The organism is Streptomyces sp. NPDC012888, from assembly GCF_042900645.1.
In the GTDB taxonomy this organism is placed as follows: Bacteria; Actinomycetota; Actinomycetes; order Streptomycetales; family Streptomycetaceae; genus Streptomyces.
In genome coordinates this window covers 93353-110735 of the sequence record NZ_JBIBBM010000016.1, presented here as the reverse complement: position 1 = coordinate 110735, position 17383 = coordinate 93353, and the positions used below count along the sequence as shown (strand labels likewise).

At 72.5% G+C, this 17383-nt stretch carries 19 protein-coding genes; 18 read left to right on the top strand and 1 reads right to left on the bottom strand.

Annotated elements, in window-relative coordinates; translation table 11 throughout:
- Positions 1 to 294: 294 nt before the first annotated feature.
- Together ffh and ftsH are read left to right on the top strand one after the other, a co-directional pair.
- Positions 295 to 1863: a signal recognition particle protein gene (ffh, locus tag ACFY61_RS25665; RefSeq protein ID WP_389475502.1), complete on the top strand. Its 1569-nt coding sequence runs from the start codon at positions 295 to 297 to the stop codon at positions 1861 to 1863.
- Positions 1864 to 2035: 172 nt separating this feature from the next.
- The gene (gene ftsH, locus ACFY61_RS25660) at positions 2036 to 3973 is read left to right on the top strand and encodes an ATP-dependent zinc metalloprotease FtsH (protein ID WP_389475500.1); all 1938 of its coding nucleotides are present in this window, start codon (positions 2036 to 2038) and stop codon (positions 3971 to 3973) included.
- Here the strand turns inward: ftsH and ACFY61_RS25655 are convergent.
- Positions 3970 to 4647 (bottom strand): methyltransferase type 11, encoded by a 678-nt coding sequence (locus ACFY61_RS25655; protein ID WP_389475498.1) that lies wholly within the window; start codon positions 4645 to 4647, stop codon positions 3970 to 3972. The two genes, ftsH and ACFY61_RS25655, sit on opposite strands and share 4 nt — an antisense overlap.
- Positions 4648 to 4790: 143 nt before the next feature.
- Between ACFY61_RS25655 and proS the strand changes: the two genes are divergently transcribed.
- The 16 genes from proS (at position 4791) to dprA (ending at position 17352) form a co-directional block, all read left to right on the top strand.
- Positions 4791 to 6203 (top strand): proline--tRNA ligase, encoded by a 1413-nt coding sequence (gene proS, locus ACFY61_RS25650; RefSeq protein WP_389475496.1) that lies wholly within the window; start codon positions 4791 to 4793, stop codon positions 6201 to 6203.
- Positions 6204 to 6401: 198 nt separating this feature from the next.
- On the top strand, positions 6402 to 7001 hold the full coding sequence (locus ACFY61_RS25645) for a hypothetical protein (RefSeq protein WP_389475494.1): 600 nt from the start codon (positions 6402 to 6404) through the stop codon (positions 6999 to 7001).
- A 158-nt stretch (positions 7002 to 7159) separates the two neighbouring features.
- Positions 7160 to 7597 (top strand): 30S ribosomal protein S16, encoded by a 438-nt coding sequence (rpsP, locus tag ACFY61_RS25640; protein ID WP_389475492.1) that lies wholly within the window; start codon positions 7160 to 7162, stop codon positions 7595 to 7597.
- A 2-nt stretch (positions 7598 to 7599) separates the two neighbouring features.
- On the top strand, positions 7600 to 7839 hold the full coding sequence (locus ACFY61_RS25635) for an RNA-binding protein (RefSeq protein ID WP_266383839.1): 240 nt from the start codon (positions 7600 to 7602) through the stop codon (positions 7837 to 7839).
- A gap of 82 nt (positions 7840 to 7921) precedes the next feature.
- Positions 7922 to 8476: a ribosome maturation factor RimM gene (gene rimM, locus ACFY61_RS25630; protein ID WP_389475490.1), complete on the top strand. Its 555-nt coding sequence runs from the start codon at positions 7922 to 7924 to the stop codon at positions 8474 to 8476.
- Positions 8476 to 9297 (top strand): tRNA (guanosine(37)-N1)-methyltransferase TrmD, encoded by an 822-nt coding sequence (gene trmD / locus ACFY61_RS25625; protein WP_389475488.1) that lies wholly within the window; start codon positions 8476 to 8478, stop codon positions 9295 to 9297. Before rimM ends, trmD begins: the two co-directional genes overlap by 1 nt.
- A 132-nt stretch (positions 9298 to 9429) precedes the next feature.
- Entirely contained in the window at positions 9430 to 9780 is a 351-nt protein-coding gene (gene rplS / locus ACFY61_RS25620) for a 50S ribosomal protein L19 (RefSeq protein ID WP_389475486.1), read from the top strand.
- Positions 9781 to 9822: 42 nt separating this feature from the next.
- Positions 9823 to 10554, top strand: coding sequence for a signal peptidase I (gene lepB, locus ACFY61_RS25615; RefSeq protein ID WP_389475482.1), 732 nt, complete (start codon positions 9823 to 9825; stop codon positions 10552 to 10554).
- Positions 10547 to 11356: a signal peptidase I gene (gene lepB, locus ACFY61_RS25610; protein ID WP_389475480.1), complete on the top strand. Its 810-nt coding sequence runs from the start codon at positions 10547 to 10549 to the stop codon at positions 11354 to 11356. The genes lepB (ACFY61_RS25615) and lepB (ACFY61_RS25610) overlap by 8 nt, the downstream gene beginning before the upstream one ends.
- Positions 11357 to 11489: 133 nt before the next feature.
- Positions 11490 to 12383, top strand: coding sequence for a signal peptidase I (gene lepB / locus ACFY61_RS25605; protein WP_389475651.1), 894 nt, complete (start codon positions 11490 to 11492; stop codon positions 12381 to 12383).
- A 46-nt stretch (positions 12384 to 12429) separates the two neighbouring features.
- The gene (lepB, locus tag ACFY61_RS25600; protein WP_389475478.1) at positions 12430 to 13200 is read left to right on the top strand and encodes a signal peptidase I; all 771 of its coding nucleotides are present in this window, start codon (positions 12430 to 12432) and stop codon (positions 13198 to 13200) included.
- A complete protein-coding gene (locus ACFY61_RS25595) occupies positions 13190 to 13705 on the top strand; it encodes an NUDIX hydrolase (protein ID WP_389475476.1) in 516 nt (171 codons plus the stop codon). The genes lepB (ACFY61_RS25600) and ACFY61_RS25595 overlap by 11 nt, the downstream gene beginning before the upstream one ends.
- A 55-nt stretch (positions 13706 to 13760) precedes the next feature.
- The gene (locus ACFY61_RS25590) at positions 13761 to 14069 is read left to right on the top strand and encodes a DUF2469 domain-containing protein (protein ID WP_153486264.1); all 309 of its coding nucleotides are present in this window, start codon (positions 13761 to 13763) and stop codon (positions 14067 to 14069) included.
- Positions 14070 to 14174: 105 nt separating this feature from the next.
- On the top strand, positions 14175 to 14537 hold the full coding sequence (locus ACFY61_RS25585; protein ID WP_389475474.1) for a YraN family protein: 363 nt from the start codon (positions 14175 to 14177) through the stop codon (positions 14535 to 14537).
- Complete coding sequence (locus ACFY61_RS25580) at positions 14537 to 16162, top strand: YifB family Mg chelatase-like AAA ATPase (protein WP_389475472.1); 1626 nt, start codon at positions 14537 to 14539, stop codon at positions 16160 to 16162. The genes ACFY61_RS25585 and ACFY61_RS25580 overlap by 1 nt, the downstream gene beginning before the upstream one ends.
- Positions 16159 to 17352 carry a DNA-processing protein DprA gene (dprA, locus tag ACFY61_RS25575; RefSeq protein WP_389475470.1) on the top strand — a complete coding sequence of 398 codons (1194 nt, stop codon included), beginning with the start codon at positions 16159 to 16161 and terminating at the stop codon, positions 17350 to 17352. The genes ACFY61_RS25580 and dprA overlap by 4 nt, the downstream gene beginning before the upstream one ends.
- The last annotated feature ends 31 nt before the right edge of the window (positions 17353 to 17383 follow it).

Here is a 17383-nt window from a genome sequence, read left to right as displayed (position 1 = left end):
CGGGCCGGGCAGGAGCCCCGGAGTACGGGGCCGGTCCCGGGCCACTTCCTGCCACGGCGCGCCCGCCGGGCGTGACCGGGGAGCGGGGTGCTCGTTGTCGGGGTGTGCTCCCCGCCGCTGTGGGGGCGATCCCGAGCGCGCCCGAGGGGCCGCGGTGTCCCGTGCCTGCTCCCCGGCCCCTGCGGGGCTCCGGTTCCGTCCGCCAGTCAGGCGGGCGGGACCTATTCGTCTGCTCGGCCGGATACCCTGGAGGGCGATTCTCAACGTCCCCGAGCCCAAGGACCAGCGAGCGCCGTGTTCGATACCCTCTCCGACCGCCTGGCGAGTACCTTCAAGACCCTGCGAGGCAAGGGCCGCCTGTCCGAGGCGGATGTCGACGCCGCGGCCCGGGAGATCCGTATCGCGCTCCTCGAAGCCGACGTCGCCCTCCCCGTGGTCCGCTCGTTCATCAAGAACGTCAAGGAGCGGTCGCTCGGCGCCGAGGTCTCCAAGGCGCTGAACCCCTCCCAGCAGGTCCTCAAGATCGTCAACGAGGAGCTCGTCGGCATCCTCGGCGGCGAGACCCGCCGCCTGCGGTACGCCAAGACCGCACCCACCGTGATCATGCTCGCCGGTCTCCAGGGTGCCGGTAAGACCACCCTCGCCGGAAAGCTCGGTCTGTGGCTGAAGGGCCAGGGCCACTCCCCGCTGCTGGTCGCCTGCGACCTCCAGCGCCCCAACGCCGTCAACCAGCTCAGCGTGGTCGCCGAGCGCGCCGGCGTCGGCGTCTACGCGCCGCAGCCGGGCAACGGGGTCGGCGACCCGGTCCAGGTCGCCAAGGACTCGGTCGAGTACGCCCGCACCAAGCAGTACGACATCGTCATCGTCGACACCGCCGGCCGCCTCGGCATCGACGCCGAGCTGATGCAGCAGGCCGCCGACATCCGCGACGCGGTCAGCCCGGACGAGATCCTCTTCGTCGTCGACGCCATGATCGGCCAGGACGCGGTCAACACCGCCGAGGCCTTCCGCGACGGCGTCGGCTTCGACGGCGTCGTGCTGTCCAAGCTCGACGGCGACGCCCGCGGCGGTGCCGCGCTCTCCATCGCGCACGTCACCGGCAAGCAGATCATGTTCGCCTCGAACGGCGAGAAGCTCGACGACTTCGACGCCTTCCACCCGGACCGCATGGCCGGCCGGATCCTCGACATGGGTGACATGCTCACCCTCATCGAGCAGGCCGAGAAGACCTTCTCGCAGGCCGAGGCCGAGAAGATGGCGGCCAAGCTCGCCAAGGGCCCCAAGGAGTTCACCCTCGACGACTTCCTGGCCCAGATGGAGCAGGTCCGGAAGATGGGCTCCATCTCCAAGCTGCTCGGCATGCTTCCCGGCATGGGCCAGATCAAGGAGCAGATCAACAACATCGACGAGCGCGACGTGGACCGCACCGCCGCGATCATCAAGTCGATGACCCCGGCGGAGCGCCAGGACCCGACGATCATCAACGGCTCCCGCCGCGCCCGTATCGCCAAGGGCTCCGGCGTCGAGGTCAGCGCCGTCAAGAACCTCGTGGAGCGGTTCTTCGAGGCCCGCAAGATGATGTCCCGCATGGCCCAGGGCGGCGGCATGCCCGGCATGCCCGGCATCCCGGGCATGGGCGGCGGCCCCGGCCGGCAGAAGAAGCAGGTCAAGCAGGCCAAGGGCAAGCGCAAGAGCGGCAACCCGATGAAGCGGAAGGCCGAGGAGGCCGCCGCCCAGGCGCGCCGGGAGCAGGGCCCGCAGGGCGAGCTGCCGGCCGGTGCGGGCAACCCGTTCGGCCTCCCCGCCGGCGGGCCCGGTGAGGACTTCGAGCTCCCGGACGAGTTCAAGAAGTTCATGAAGTAGGCGGTCGCGGTCGCGGTCTGCGGCGCGGCAGGGCCGCACCCCCTTCCCCCCGGGAAGGCGGGGTGCGGCCCTGCCGCATGTCCGGGCGCCGTCCCCACCCGCACCCCATATCGGGCAAAGGTCCGATTCGTCGCTTAGGGTCGGCCGGAGGACGGACGAAGGAGGCCCTCCGGTGCCCACCCCCACCCCCGTGCCCCCGCGCGACCGGGCGGACACGCCCTGGCGGTCCGAGGGAGCCCCGCCCTCCCCGCCGCCGAGGAAGAAGATGCCCGGGGGCTGGCGGGGCCTGGTCCTCGCCGCGCTGATCGTCTACCTGATCACCAACCTGGTCCTGTCCTTCTTCAACGACGTCGACGAGCCGACCATCTCCTACACGGAGTTCAGCAAGCAGGTCGCCGCCGGCAACGTCTCGAAGATCTACTCCAAGGGCGACGCCATCCAGGGCCAGCTGAAGGACGCGCAGCAAGTGCCCGGCGGCAAGGGCGACTACACCAAGTTCGTCACCCAGCGGCCCGCCTTCGCCGACGACGAGCTCTGGTCCGGCCTCACCGCCAAGGGGGTGACCGTCACCGCCGAACCCGTCGTCGCCCAGCGCAGCTTCCTGGCCAACCTGCTCCTCTCGCTCGCCCCCATGCTGCTGCTCGTCGCGCTGTGGATGCTGGTCGCCCGGCGGATGGGCGGGGCGATGGGCGGCATGGGCGGGCTCGGCCGGAAAGCGCCCCCCAGACCGGTCGAACTGCAAGGGGCCAAGCGCACCACCTTCGAGGACGTCGCCGGCATCGACGAGGTCGAACAGGAGCTCAGCGAGGTCGTCGACTTCCTCAAGAACCCCCAGGCCTACCGCCGCATGGGCGCCCGGATGCCCGGCGGTGTCCTGCTGGCCGGCCCGCCCGGCACCGGCAAGACCCTGCTGGCCCGTGCCGTGGCCGGCGAGGCCGGCGTGCCGTTCTTCTCGGCGTCCGCCTCCGAGTTCATCGAGATGATCGTCGGCGTCGGCGCCTCCCGGGTCCGCGAGCTCTTCGCCGAGGCCCGCAAGGTCGCCCCCTCGATCATCTTCATCGACGAGATCGACACCATCGGCCGCGCCCGCGGCGGCGGCGCCGGCATGGGCGGCCACGACGAGCGCGAGCAGACCCTCAACCAGATCCTCACCGAGATGGACGGCTTCTCCGGTTCCGAGGGCGTGGTCGTCATCGCCGCCACCAACCGGATGGACGTGCTCGACCCCGCCCTGACCCGCCCCGGCCGCTTCGACCGCACCGTCACCGTCGCCCCGCCCGACCGCGCCGGCCGCGAGGCCATCCTGCGCATCCACACCCGGGACATCCCCCTCGGCCCCGACGTGGACCTGGCCCGGGTCGCCCGCACCACCCCCGGAATGACCGGCGCCGAGCTGGCCAACCTCGCCAACGAGGCCGCCCTGCTGGCCGTGAAGCGGAAGCAGGACGCGGTCACCCGGGCCGACCTCTCCGACGCCCTGGAGAAGGTCCAGCTCGGTGCCGAACGCCCGCTGGTCATGCCCGAGGAGGAGCGCCGCCGCACCGCCTACCACGAGAGCGGCCACGCCCTCCTCGGCATGCTGCACCCCGGGGCCGACCCGGTCCGCAAGATCACCATCGTGCCGCGCGGCCGCGCCCTCGGCGTCACCCTGTCCACCCCGGAGGCCGACCGCTACTCCTACACCGAGGAGTACCTCCGCGGCCGGATCATCGGCGCCCTCGGCGGCATGGCCGCCGAGCAGGTCGTCTACGACGTCGTCACCACCGGCGCCGAGAACGACCTGGAACAGGTCACCAACCTCGCCCGCGGCATGGTCGGCCGCTGGGGCATGAGCGAACGCGTCGGCCGGCTCACCGCGATCCCCGCCGACGGCCAGTCCCCGTACGGCCTGACCGCCGCCCCCGCCACCCTCGACGCGGTGGACGCCGAGATGCGCCGGATCGTCGACGAGTGCTACGAGAACGCCTGCCGCCTGCTGCGCGAGCACCGCGACAAGCTGGACGCCCTCGCCACCGCCCTGCTGGCCAACGAGACCCTGGACGAGGACGCCGCCTACGCCGCCGCCGGCATCACCCGGCTCGCGAAGAAGCCCGCCGCCGAGTCCTCCTAGGGCACCCGGGCGATGACGTAGCGGAAGATGTTCGGCAGCCAGACCGAACCGTCCGCCCGCTCGTACGGGTGCAGCGCCTCGGTCAGCTCCTTCTCCGCCTGGACCGGGTCCGACAGGTCGTACATCCCGGTCGACAGCAGACCCCGTACGGCGCTCTCCGCGTCCGCGTACCCGAACGGGCAGAACACCCGGCCCGAACCGTCCGGTCTCAGGCCCGCGCGCTCCACCAGCGCGTCCAGGTCCACCGGCGCCGGCAGCCCCGGCACGGTGCAGCGTTCCCGCGGCCCCCAGCCCGACAGCACCACCGCCCCGCCCCGGCGCACCGCCGGCAGCGCCTCGGCCAGCTCCGCCGGCGCCGGAGAGAAGGCGGTCAGTACGTCGTACGGGTGAGGGCCCGGCCCGGACACCGCGACCGGCGGCGCCGAGAGCACCTCCAGCAGTCGCTCCCGGGCGAGTTCCCGGCGGGCCGGGTCCCGTTCCACGCCGGTGGCGCGGGCGCCCCGCGCGCCGGCCAGCAGCAGGGCCAGCCCGGCCCCGCAGTCCAGGGCCAGCAGCCGCCTGCCGGGCCCGAGGTCGAGCCGGTCGTTGACCGCCTCGTACAGCGGTACCAGCATCCGTTCCTGGATCTCCGCCCAGTCCCGGGCCACGTGCGTCGCTGTCGGTGTCGGTGTCATAGAAAGAGCGCTCCTGATTCCCGTCTCGCCCCCATGCCCCCGTTGCCAGGGAACTCCCACTTCGCCCCCGCGTCCAGAGGAGCGCGCATCCGGATTCCGGCCCGATTCACGCTCGGCGTGCCCGGCGCCGTACCATTCGCGCCATGGCAAAGGCTCCCGTTCTCACCCCCCAGGCGGAGGACTTCCCCCGCTGGTACCAGGATCTGATCAACAAGGCCGAGCTGGCCGACAACGGCCCAGTGCGCGGCACGATGGTCATCCGACCGTACGGCTACGGGCTCTGGGAGCGGATGCAGCAGGAGATGGACGCGCGCATCAAGGAGGCGGGCGCCCAGAACGCGTACTTCCCGCTCTTCATCCCGCAGTCCTACCTGACCAAGGAGGCCGAGCACGTCGAGGGCTTCGCCCCCGAGCTCGCGGTCGTCACCCACGGCGGTGGCAAGGAGCTGGAGGAGCCGGTCGTCGTCCGCCCCACCTCCGAGACGATCATCAACGACTACTTCTCCAAGTGGGTCCAGAGCTACCGCGACCTGCCCCTGCTGATCAACCAGTGGGCCAACGTGGTCCGCTGGGAGATGCGCCCGCGCGTCTTCCTCCGTACGAGCGAGTTCCTCTGGCAGGAGGGCCACACCGCCCACGCCACCTACGAGGACGCCCGCGACTACGCCGCGCACATCCACCGGAACGTGTACGGCGACTTCATGACCAACGTGCTCGGCATCGACGTCGTGCTCGGCCGCAAGACCGCCAAGGAGCGGTTCGCGGGCGCCATCAACACCCTCACCCTCGAGGGCATGATGGGCGACGGCAAGGCCCTCCAGATGGGCACCAGCCACGAGCTCGGCACCAACTTCGCCAAGGCCTTCAACACCTCCTACCTGTCCAGGGACAGCAAGCAGGAGCTGGTCTGGCAGACCTCCTGGGGCGTCTCCACCCGCATGGTCGGCGGTCTGATCATGTCCCACGGCGACGACAACGGCCTGCGGGTCCCGCCGCGCCTGGCGCACGTCCAGGTCGTCGTCATGGCCATCAAGGGCGACGAGGCCGTGGCCAAGGTCCGCGAGCTCGGCGACCGGCTGAAGGCCGCGGGCATCCGGGTCTTCGTCGACGACCGGGTCGACACCCCGTTCGGCCGCCGTGCCGTCGACTGGGAGCTCAAGGGCGTCCCGGTGCGCATCGAGATCGGCCCGCGCGACCTGGAGAACGGCACCGCGATGCTGGCCCGCCGCATCCCCGGCGGCAAGGAGCCGGTGCAGATCGACTCCCTCGTGGACCTGCTGCCCAAGGTCCTCGACGAGGACCAGGCGCAGCTGCTGCGCGAGTCGCGCGAGCGCCGCGAGGCCCGCACCACCGACGTCACCACCGTCGAGGCCGCGGGCGAGGCCGCGGTGGCCGGCGGATGGGCGCGCATCCCGTGGGACGTGCTGGGCCCCGAGGGCGAGGCCAAGCTCGCCGAGCAGGCCGTCTCGGTGCGCTGCCTGATCGCGGAGGACGGCTCGGTGCCGGAGGCGGACGACGCCCCGGGCACCCTGGCGATCGTGGCGCGCTCGTACTGACGGGACACCGGTCGACGGATGTGGTCCCCCGGGCTCGTTCCGGGGGACCTCCCGTACGTACCGACTCCTCCTGCTCCATACGGGCTTCGGCGTAACCGCCCTCGTCAGGACGCATGAGACTGAACTGACTGGTACGTGCAAAAAATTTGGAATGGCCCGGAATCGGAACACCCGGGCACCCCGGCTCGTTGTCACGACGTGAGCACGACACCACCTGTACTCGCCGCAGAGCTGGCGCAGGCGTGGGCCGACATTCAGCGGTACCACCCCGAGCTGCCCGACCTTGCCGCGCCCGAGTCCCTGATCGGAGAGTCCTCGTCCGCCTGCGGCGCCGAACTCTCCTTCGAGCGACTGCTGCACGAGGCAGTCCACGGCATCGCCGCAGCCCGAGGAGTGCGCGACACCTCGCGGGCCGGCCGCTACCACAACCGCCGGTTCCTCGCGATCGCCGAGGAGATGGGCCTGGACCACTCCGAGGAGCCGCACGCCAGCAGCGGGTTCTCGCTGGTCTCGCTCAACCCCGAGGCCAAGAAGCGCTACCGGGCCACCATGGAGCGGCTCCAGCGCGCGCTCAAGGCGCACACCGCGGCCACCGCGGCCGACACCAAGCGCAGCTTCCGCGGCCCGGCCGCCCGGCACGGCTCCTCCGGCGGCGGCGTCCGGGTCAAGGCGGTCTGCGACTGCGGGCGGAACGTCCGGGTGGTGCCCTCCGTGCTGGCCCAGGCCCCGATCGTGTGCGGCGGGTGCGGCAAGCCCTTCCGGATCCCCGAGGTGGCGGTGGCCGCAGCCGCGTCCTGACCCCGGATGGGCGTGTGGCACAATGAGTAGCTGTACTCGACAGCCGCACAGGACCCCTCTCTCCTCCGGCTGACGCGTCCATCGGGCACCCGAGTACCGCAACCCCACGTGGCATCTCGTTGTGCCCAACCACGTCAAGACCAGGAGACACCACTCCAGTGGCAGTCAAGATCAAGCTGAAGCGTCTCGGCAAGATTCGCTCGCCCCACTACCGCATCGTCGTCGCCGACTCCCGCACCCGCCGGGACGGTCGCGCGATCGAGGAGATCGGCCTCTACCAGCCGACGTACAACCCGTCGCGCATCGAGGTCGACTCCGAGCGTGCGCAGTACTGGCTGTCCGTCGGCGCCCAGCCGACCGAGCCGGTCCTCGCCATCCTGAAGCTCACCGGCGACTGGCAGAAGCACAAGGGCCTGCCGGCCCCGGAGAAGCCGCTGCTGCAGCCGGCGACGAAGGAAGACAAGCGTCGTTCCTTCGACGAGTTCGCGAAGGCGCTGGAAGGTGGCGACGCCAAGGGCGAGGCCATCACCCAGAAGAAGAAGGCTGAGAAGAAGGCGGACGAGGCCGAGGCCGCCGCCGAGTCGACCGAGGCCTGAGCATGCTCGAGGAGGCTCTTGAGCACCTCGTGAAGGGCATTGTCGACAACCCCGAAGACGTGCAGGTCGCCTCGCGCAACCTGCGCCGCGGGCAGGTGCTGGAGGTCCGGGTCCACCCCGACGACCTCGGCAAGGTGATCGGCCGCAACGGCCGCACCGCGCGTGCCCTGCGGACCGTCGTGGGCGCCATCGGCGGCCGGGGGATCCGCGTCGACCTCGTCGACGTGGACCAGGTCCGCTGAGCAAGTCGAATCACCGGCACGGGCCGGGGAGGGCGATCGTGCCCGCCCCGGCCCGTCGTCGTCCTGACAGGAGATATGGATCGTGGAGCTCGTAGTCGCGCGGATCGGGCGCGCCCACGGCATCAAGGGTGAGGTCACCGTCGAGGTGCGCACCGACGAGCCCGAGCTGAGGCTCGGCCCGGGTGCCGTGCTCCGGACGGAACCGGCGTCGGCCGGCCCGCTGACCGTCGAGACGGGCCGGGTGCACAGCGGCCGGCTGCTGCTCCGCTTCGCCGGCGTCAAGGACCGCAACGCCGCCGAGGCGCTGCGCAACACCCTGCTCATCGCGGACGTGGACCCGTCGGAGCTCCCCGAGGACCCGGACGAGTTCTACGACCACCAGCTGATCGACCTGGACGTCGTGCTCGCCGACGGGACCGTGATCGGGCGGATCACCGAGATCTCCCACCTGCCGTCGCAGGACCTGTTCATCGTCGAGCGCGAGGACGGCAGCGAGGTGATGGTCCCCTTCGTGGAGGAGATCGTCACCGAGATCGACCTGGAGAACCAGCGCGCCGTCATCGACCCGCCGCCCGGCCTCGTCGACGACCGCGCCGAGATCGCCTCCCCCCGTGACGCCGCAGGGGACGAGGGCTGATGCGGCTCGACGTCGTCACGATCTTCCCGGAGTACCTGGCGCCGCTGAACGTCTCCCTCGTCGGCAAGGCCGCAGCCCGCGGCCGGCTCGACGTACACGTCCACGACCTGCGCGAATGGACGTACGACCGCCACAACACGGTCGACGACACCCCGTACGGCGGCGGTCCCGGCATGGTCATGAAGACCGAGCCCTGGGGCGACTGCCTGGACGACGCCCTGGCGGCGGGCTACGAGGCCGGCGCGCACGGCCCGGTCATGGTGGTGCCCACCCCCAGCGGCCGCCCGTTCACCCAGGAACTCGCCGTCGAGCTGTCCGAGCGGCCCTGGCTGATCTTCGCCCCGGCCCGGTACGAGGGCATCGACCGCCGGGTGATGGACGAGTACGCCACCCGCATGCCGGTCTACGAGGTCTCCATCGGCGACTACGTGCTGGCCGGCGGCGAGGCAGCGGTCCTGGTGATCACCGAGGCGGTGGCCCGGCTGCTGCCCGGCGTCCTCGGCAACGCCGAGTCCCACCGGGACGACTCCTTCGCGCCCGGCGAGATGGCCAACCTGCTGGAAGGACCGGTCTACACCAAGCCTCCGGTGTGGCGCGGCCGCGGCATCCCGGAGGTGCTGCTCAGCGGCCACCACGGGAAGATCGCCCGCTGGCGCCGCGACCAGGCCTTCGCGCGCACGGCGCTGAACCGGCCCGACCTGATCGAGCGCACCGACTCCGCCGCCTTCGACAAGAAGGACCGCGAGACCCTCAGCATCCTGGGCTGGTCGCCATCCCCGGACGGCCGATTTTGGCGCAGGCCCGAGGCCGTGGAAGAATAGGCGGCTGCTGTACGCCCGCGTGCGCCCCTGCCACAGGGGGACAGTCGCCCGCAGGGTGGAACGGCTCCCGAATCATCCACGAAAACCCGTACGGCGACCTGTGGCGTCGTGCGAAGAAAGCAGACGAAGAACATGTCTTCTCTCCTCGATGGCGTCAACGCCGCCTCCCTGCGCTCGGACGTCCCGGCGTTCCGCCCGGGTGACACCGTCAACGTTCACGTCCGCGTGATCGAGGGCAACCGCTCCCGTATCCAGCAGTTCAAGGGCGTCGTCATCCGCCGGCAGGGCTCCGGCGTCTCCGAGACCTTCACCGTCCGCAAGGTCTCCTTCTCCGTCGGCGTCGAGCGCACCTTCCCGGTGAACTCCCCGATCTTCGAGAAGATCGAGCTCGTCACCCGCGGTGACGTCCGCCGCGCCAAGCTGTACTACCTCCGTGAGCTCCGCGGCAAGGCCGCGAAGATCAAGGAGAAGCGCGACAAGTGATCTCGGCTCCGGGTCCGGGGGCAGCCGGATAGGCTCCCCCCGATGGACACCGAAGCACGAATCCCGGAACGCGACCGCGCCGCCCCCGAGCAGGGGGTGGAGCGGTCGCGTTCCGCGTTCTCCGGGGTGCTCGCGGGGCTGACCCGGCGGCGGGCCGTCCTCGCCGGCCTGGCGGGGGCCCTCGGCGTGGTGCTGTTCGCCAACTTCGTCCTGCAGCCCTTCCTGATCCCGAGCCGGTCGATGGAGCCCACGCTGGCCGTCGGCGACCGGGTACTGGTCAACAAGCTGGCGTACCGTTTCGGCAACGAGCCGCGCCGCGGCGACCTGGTGGTCTTCGACGGCACCGGCTCCTTCGTACGGGAACGGGCCGGGGCCGACCCGCTGGGCGAGGCACTGCACGGCGCCGCCGCGGCCCTGGGCCTCGCCGAGCCTGCCGAGACCGACTTCGTTAAGCGGGTGGTGGGCGTGGGCGGCGACGACGTGGTCTGCTGCGACGCCGACGGCCGGATCACCGTCAACGGCGAGCCAGTCCACGAGCCCTACCTCCACCCCGGCGACGCCCCCTCCACGGTGCCCTTCAAGACCGTCGTCCCACTGGGCACCCTGTGGGTCATGGGCGACCACCGCTCCCAGTCGAGGGACTCCCGCGACCACCTCGGCTCACCGGGAGGCGGCATGGTGCCCGTGGAGAAGGTGATCGGCCGGGCCGAGTGGATCGGCTGGCCGCTCTCCCGCTGGGGCAGACCCGGCGGATCCGGCGGCGGACATGGGTAGCAGGGGGCGGTCCCGCGCCGAACGCGACCGGGACCTGGCCGCGCTCGGCGGGAGGGCCGAGCGGCGCCGGCTGGCCCGCCGCGTCAGGCGGCGCCGGCGGACCCGGACGGTGGGCGAGCTGCCGCTGCTGGTGGCGGTCGCCCTGCTGATCGCCCTGCTGCTGAAGACCTTCCTCGTGCAGGCCTTCTACATCCCCTCCGGTTCCATGGAGCAGACCATCCGGATCGGCGACCGGGTGCTCGTGGACAAGTTCACCCCCTGGTTCGGCAGCCGGCCGGAACGCGGTGACGTGGTGGTCTTCAGGGACCCGGGGGGCTGGCTCCAGGGCGAGGCGGCGCGGCCGGCCCCCGACCCGATCGGCGTCAAGCAGCTCAAGCAGGTGCTGACCTTCATCGGCCTGCTGCCCTCCTCGGACGAGCAGGACCTGATCAAACGGGTCATCGGGGTCGGCGGGGACACCGTCAAGTGCTGCGACGCCAAGGGCCGGGTGAGCGTCAACGGGTACGCGATGAACGAGCCGTACGTGATGCGCGGCAACGCCCCCTCCGAGATCAGGTTCGAGGTCGTCGTGCCAGAGGGCCGGCTCTTCGTGATGGGCGACCACCGGTCCAACTCCGCCGACTCCCGCTACCACCTGGACGAGGCCCACCAGGGCACCATCGCGGAGAGCAGCGTGGTCGGCCGGGCCTTCGTGATCGCCTGGCCCACGGACCACTGGCGGCAGCTCGAACAGCCCGCCGTCTTCGCCTCCGTGCCCGATCCCGCGCGCCGCGGGCGCCGCCGGAGCAGACCGTTCGCATAGTGTGTCCTGGGTCTTGCGAGTGTGTGTCCTGGGTCTCCCGAGCCTTGGGGAACTTCCGCTCGTTAAGGGAGTGGAGACCCGTGCCCTGTCCGGCACGGGCGTGTCATACGAGTGAGGAGTGGACGTGGGGGATGTGGCAGTAGGCGCACGGTCGTCCGGACGCGAGGAGCCCGAGGACCGGCCCGAGCAGCCGGCCGACCCCGAGCAGGGCGTCGAGGCCGGGATGGCCGCGGACGAAGGCGACGACGCGCGCCCGCAGCGCTCCTTCTGGAAGGAGCTGCCCCTCCTCATCGGTATCGCCCTGGTCCTCGCCCTGCTGATCAAGACCTTCCTGGTCCAGGCGTTCTCCATCCCCTCCGACTCGATGCAGAACACCCTGCAGCGCGGCGACCGGGTGCTGGTGGACAAGCTGACCCCCTGGTTCGGGTCCGAGCCCGAGCGGGGCGAGGTCGTGGTCTTCCACGACCCGGCGCAGTGGCTGGCCGGAGAGCCGACCCCCGAGCCCAACGCCTTCCAGCGGGTGCTGAGCTTCATCGGCCTGATGCCCTCGGCCGAGGAGAAGGACCTGATCAAGCGGGTCATCGCGGTCGGCGGGGACACCGTGGAGTGCCAGAAGGGCGGCCCGGTCAAGGTCAACGGCAAGGCCCTCGACGAGCAGTCGTACGTCTTCCCGGGGAACACCCCCTGCGACGACAAGCCGTTCGGCCCGCTGAAGGTGCCCGCCGACCACATCTGGGTGATGGGCGACCACCGGCAGAACTCCTACGACTCCCGCTACCACACCGAGGACGTCACCAAGGGCTTCGTGCCGAACGACAAGGTCGTCGGCCGGGCCGTCGTCGTGGCCTGGCCGGTGACGCGCTGGGCCACCCTGCCGGTGCCGGACACCTTCGACCAGCCCGGCCTCGGCGGGCAGGCCGCGGCCGCCGCGGTCGGGCTCGCCCCGGTCGGCCTGGGGCTGGCCGGCGCGGTGCCGCTGGTGCTCTGGCGCAGGCGCAAGCTGACCGGCGGGCCCACCGCCGGATAGGGTGCCGCCCAGGTCGACGATCTCCGAACGTGTGGGGGGCGCTGGGATGGGCGGATCGATACGTGACACCGGTGGCCGCGGCCGCCTCGGCAACGTGTTGTCGGGGCTGGCCGTGGCCATCGGTTTCGTGATGTTCCTGGGCGGGTTCGTGTGGGGGGCGCTGGTCTACCAGCCGTACACCATCCCCACGGACTCGATGATGCCGACGGTGCGGCCCGGGGACCGGGTGCTGGCGCAGCGCATCGACGGCGGGGAGGTGCGCCGCGGCGACGTGGTGGTCTTCACTGATTCCATGTGGAGCAACGCGCCCATGGTCAAGCGGGTCGTCGGCATCGGCGGCGACACCGTCCGCTGCTGCGGCGAGGGCGGCCGGCTCACCGTGAACGGCAAGGAGCTCGACGAGCCCTACCTGGACGGGAGCCGGGCCGGCGGCTCGGGCCAGGGTTCCGGGGCGGCTTCGGAGACCCCGTTCGAGGTGAAGGTCCCCGAGGGCAAGCTCTTCCTGCTGGGAGACCGCCGAGCCGCCTCGCTCGACTCCCGCGCCCACCTGCAGGAAGCCGGTCAGGGCACCGTTGGGCGCTCGGCCGTGACCGGCCGGGTGGACGCCCGCGCCTGGCCCGGCCCGGCGATGCTGGAGCGGCCCCGTACGTACGCGGCCCTGCCCGGCGGGACCTCCGTGCCCGGCCCGCTGCGGATCCAGCTGGCCGCGGTCGTGGCGGGGGCGGTGTTGGTGGTGGCGGGCGCCGCGTACGGGCCGGTGGCCAGGCGGTTCGGCCGGAGCGGGCGGAGCGGGCGGGAGCCGTACGGTGTCCGTTGAGGAGCCGGACGGCGGTGTCCCGGGCGGCGTCCGGAAGGTCTCGCGGGTGATCCTGCTGGACCCCGCGGACCGCGTCCTGCTGCTGCACGGGTTCGAGCCGGAGGATCCCGGGGTCGACTGGTGGTTCACCCCGGGCGGCGGCCTGGAGGAGGGGGAGAGCCGCGAGCAGGCCGCCCTGCGCGAGCTGGCGGAGGAGACCGGGATCACGGCGGTGGAGCTGGGGCCGGTGCTCTGGCACCGGTACTGCTCCTTCCCGTTCGCCGGCCGCCGCTGGGACCAGGACGAGTGGTACTTCCTGGCCCGCACCGAGCAGACCGAGACCGCGCCGTCGGGGCTGACCGACCTGGAGCGGCGCAGCGTGACCGGGGCGAGGTGGTGGACCTCCGAGGAACTGTCGGCGGCACGTGAGACGGTGTACCCGACCACGCTCGCCGGGCTGATCCGCACCCTGCTCGACGAGGGTCCCCCCGGAGCGCCGGTGGTCCTGCCCCCCGAAATCGTTTAGGGGCCCGGCGGACTGGCGCACAATAGGGGGACGCACGGCTGAAGGGGAACATGCCATGAGCGCCGAGGACCTCGAGAAGTACGAGACCGAGATGGAGCTGAAGCTCTATCGGGAGTACCGCGACGTCGTCGGGCTGTTCAAGTACGTGATCGAGACGGAACGTCGCTTCTACCTCACCAACGACTACGAGATGCAGGTGCACTCGGTGCAGGGCGAGGTGTTCTTCGAGGTCTCGATGGCCGACGCGTGGGTCTGGGACATGTACCGGCCGGCCAGGTTCGTCAAGCAGGTCCGCGTCCTCACGTTCAAGGACGTGAACATCGAGGAGCTCAACAAGAGCGACCTGGAGCTCCCGGGCACCTGATCTCACCCCTGGGGGTGAGCGCGCCGTCCACAGGGGCCCGGTCGTCCACCAAGATCCACAAGGTGGGCGGGGGTGCGGGACCGTCGGTACCGGAGGTGGTGCCGGATGGACGCACGAGGGGCACTCGGCAGGTACGGCGAGGAGCTGGCCGCGCGGCGGCTGGTCCTGGTCGGGATGACGGTGATCGCGAGGAACTGGCGGTCCGGGCGGAGCGGTGAGATCGACATCCTCGCCCGCGACGGCGACGCCCTGGTGGTCTGCGAGGTGAAGACCCGCAGGGCGGGCACGTTCGAACACCCGATGGCCGCGGTGACGGCCGGCAAGGCGGAACGGCTGCGCCGGCTCGCCGAGCAGTGGCTGGCCGACCACGGCGGTCCGCCGCCGGGCGGGGTCCGCATCGACCTCGTCGGAGTGGTCCTGCCGCGGCGCGGGGCCCCCGTGGTCGAGCACGCCAGGGGGGTGGCGTGATGGGGTTCGCGCGTACCTGCTCGGTGGCCCTGGTGGGGGTCGAGGGCGTGCTGGTGGAGGTCCAGGCGGACCTGGAGCCCGGCGTGGCGGCCTTCACCCTGGTGGGCCTGCCCGACAAGACGCTGGTGGAGAGCCGGGACCGGGTCCGGGCGGCGGTGGTGAACTCGGGCGCCGAATGGCCGCAGAAGAAGCTCACGGTCGGGCTCAGCCCCGCGGCCGTCCCGAAGTCCGGCTCGGGCTTCGACCTCGCTGTGGCGACGGCCGTCCTCGGCGCGGCGGAGAGCGTGGACCCCGCCGCCATCGCCGGGCTCGTCCTGATCGGCGAGCTCGGGCTGGACGGCCGGGTCCGCCCCGTCCGCGGGGTGCTGCCGGCCGTACTCGCCGCCGCGGAGGCCGGGTACCGACAGGTCGTGGTGCCGGAGCAGTGCGCCGGCGAGGCCGCCCTCGTGCCGGACGTCTCGGTGCTCGGCGTCCGCAGCCTGCGCCAGCTCATCGCCGTCCTGACCGGCGCCGACGTACCCCAGGAGGACCCGCTCGCCACCCCGGGCCACCCCGACCCCGCACTGGCCGGCCTCGCCGTCCCGGGCGCGGCGCGCGCGGCGGGGCTCGGTCCCGGCCAGGGCGTCCGGGGCGACCTGCCCGACCTCGCCGACGTGGCCGGGCAGCGGGCGGCCCGCCGGGCCCTGGAGGTCGCGGCCGCCGGCGGCCACCACCTGTTCCTCACCGGGCCCCCGGGCGCCGGCAAGACGATGCTCGCGGAGCGGCTGCCGGGAATCATGCCGCCGCTCGGCCGGCGGGAGTCCCTGGAGGTCACGGCCGTCCACTCGGTCGCCGGCATGCTGCCGCCCGGCGAACCCCTGGTCCGGGCCGTTCCGTACTGCGCCCCGCACCACTCGGCCAGCATGCAGGCGCTGGTCGGCGGCGGGAACGGGCTGCCGCGTCCCGGCGCGGTCTCCCTGGCCCACCGCGGCGTGCTGTTCCTGGACGAGGCTCCGGAGTTCGGTCCCAGGGCCCTGGACGCGCTGCGCCAGCCGCTGGAGTCGGGGGAGGTGGTCGTGGCCCGGTCGGCCGGGGTCATGAGACTGCCCGCCAGGTTCCTGATGGTGCTGGCGGCCAACCCCTGCCCCTGTGGCCGGCACACCCTGCTGGGGGCCGGCTGCGACTGCCCGCCCTCCTCGGTCCGGCGCTACCAGGCCCGGCTCTCCGGGCCGCTGCTGGACCGGGTGGACCTGCGGGTCCAGGTGGAGCCGGTCACCCGCTCCGAGCTGCTCGGGCAGGGCGGCAGGGGCGAGTCCAGTGCCGCCGTCGCCGAACGGGTCCGGCGGGCCCGCGACAGCGCGGAGGCGCGGCTGGAGGGCACGCCCTGGCGGGCCAACTGCGAGATCCCCGGTCACGAGCTGCGCACCCGCTGGCAGCCCGCGCCGGGCGCGCTCGCCCAGGCCGAGCGGGAACTCGAACGCGGCCTGCTCACCGCCCGCGGCCTGGACCGGGTGCTCCGAGTGGCCTGGACCGTCGCCGACCTCGCCGGCAAGGAAAGGCCGGACGCCCTGGACGTGGCTGTCGCGCTGGAGCTGCGCACGGGCATCGCCCGCGGGGTGCCGCTCGCGGCCGGAGGCCCGTCATGACGCCCGGCGGGACCCCGGCCGGCAGCGCGCCGGATCAGGAACTGCTGGCCAGGGCGGCCCTGACCCGGGTGTTCGAGCCCGGCGACGAGCAGGCCGGCCGCTGGCTGACCCGGTACGGCGCGGCCGGGTTGATGCGGCGGCTCACCGGGCCCGCCGGAGACCGCGGCCTCGACGGGGTGGGCCCGGAGCGCCTGGACGGCTACCGCAGACGGGCCGCCGCCGCCGATCCGGCCGCGGACCTGGTCCTGATCCGGGAGGCCGGCGGCCGGTTCGTCGGCCCCGGATCGGTGGAGTGGCCCTCGCAGCTGGACGACCTCGGCGACGCCCGGCCGGTGGGGCTCTGGGTCCGGGGCGGACCCGACCTGCGGGTCTGGGCGCTGCGTTCGGTCGCCCTGGTCGGAGCCCGGGCCTGCACCCCGTACGGCGCGCACATGGCGCAGATCCTCGGGGCGGGGCTCGCCGAGCGCGGCTGGGTCGTGGTCTCCGGCGGTGCCTTCGGCATCGACGCCGCGGCCCACCGAGGGGCCCTCGCCGCGGGCGGCGCCACCGCGGCCGTGCTGGCCTGCGGCGTGGACACCCCCTACCCGCGGGCGCACGCCGGCCTGCTCGGCCGGATCGCCGGGCAGGGGCTCGTCCTCGCGGAGCTGCCGCCCGGGAGCCACCCCACCCGCAGCCGGTTCGTGCTCCGCAACCGGGTCATCGCCGCCCTCACCCGCGGCACCGTCGTCGTCGAGGCCGCCTACCGCAGCGGCTCCCTGGTCACCGCGCGGCGGGCCCGCCGGCTCGGCCGGTTCGTCATGGGCGTACCCGGGCCCGCGACCAGCGGGCTCTCCGCCGGTGTGCACGAACTGCTGCGCACCGACGCGACCCTGGTCACCGACGCCGACGAGGTGGTCGAGCTGGTCGGGCGGATCGGCGAACTGGCCCCCGAGCGGCGCGGGCCCGTACTGCCGCACGACCTGCTGCCGCCAGCAGCGGCCCGGGTCCTGGAGGCGCTTCCCGCGGGCCGGCCGGCCGACGTCGGGGAGGTGGCGCTCGCCGCGGGCACCGGCACCGATGAAGTCATCGGCAGACTGTACGAACTTCACTCTCTGGGGTTCGTCGAACGGCGGGACGGGGGCTGGAGGTTGACCGGCCCCCCGGGCGACGGGGCCACTCGAACCGGTGGCGACCGGCGAGGCGGTCATTGACCTGGGGTGTTCCGGTGAAAGAGTGAAGCCG

What these genes read in the sequence shown, in the direction of transcription:
- ACFY61_RS25655 (WP_389475498.1), bottom strand. Translation starts at nt 4,647, where the DNA reads ATGACACCGACACCGACAGCGACGCACGTGGCCCGGGACTGGGCGGAG.
- proS (WP_389475496.1), top strand. Translation starts at nt 4,791, where the DNA reads ATGGCAAAGGCTCCCGTTCTCACCCCCCAGGCGGAGGACTTCCCCCGC.
- ACFY61_RS25635 (WP_266383839.1), top strand. Translation starts at nt 7,600, where the DNA reads ATGCTCGAGGAGGCTCTTGAGCACCTCGTGAAGGGCATTGTCGACAAC.
- trmD (WP_389475488.1), top strand. Translation starts at nt 8,476, where the DNA reads ATGCGGCTCGACGTCGTCACGATCTTCCCGGAGTACCTGGCGCCGCTG.
- rplS (WP_389475486.1), top strand. Translation starts at nt 9,430, where the DNA reads ATGTCTTCTCTCCTCGATGGCGTCAACGCCGCCTCCCTGCGCTCGGAC.
- lepB (WP_389475482.1), top strand. Translation starts at nt 9,823, where the DNA reads ATGGACACCGAAGCACGAATCCCGGAACGCGACCGCGCCGCCCCCGAG.
- lepB (WP_389475480.1), top strand. Translation starts at nt 10,547, where the DNA reads ATGGGTAGCAGGGGGCGGTCCCGCGCCGAACGCGACCGGGACCTGGCC.
- lepB (WP_389475478.1), top strand. Translation starts at nt 12,430, where the DNA reads ATGGGCGGATCGATACGTGACACCGGTGGCCGCGGCCGCCTCGGCAAC.
- ACFY61_RS25590 (WP_153486264.1), top strand. Translation starts at nt 13,761, where the DNA reads ATGAGCGCCGAGGACCTCGAGAAGTACGAGACCGAGATGGAGCTGAAG.
- ACFY61_RS25585 (WP_389475474.1), top strand. Translation starts at nt 14,175, where the DNA reads ATGGACGCACGAGGGGCACTCGGCAGGTACGGCGAGGAGCTGGCCGCG.
- ACFY61_RS25580 (WP_389475472.1), top strand. Translation starts at nt 14,537, where the DNA reads ATGGGGTTCGCGCGTACCTGCTCGGTGGCCCTGGTGGGGGTCGAGGGC.
- dprA (WP_389475470.1), top strand. Translation starts at nt 16,159, where the DNA reads ATGACGCCCGGCGGGACCCCGGCCGGCAGCGCGCCGGATCAGGAACTG.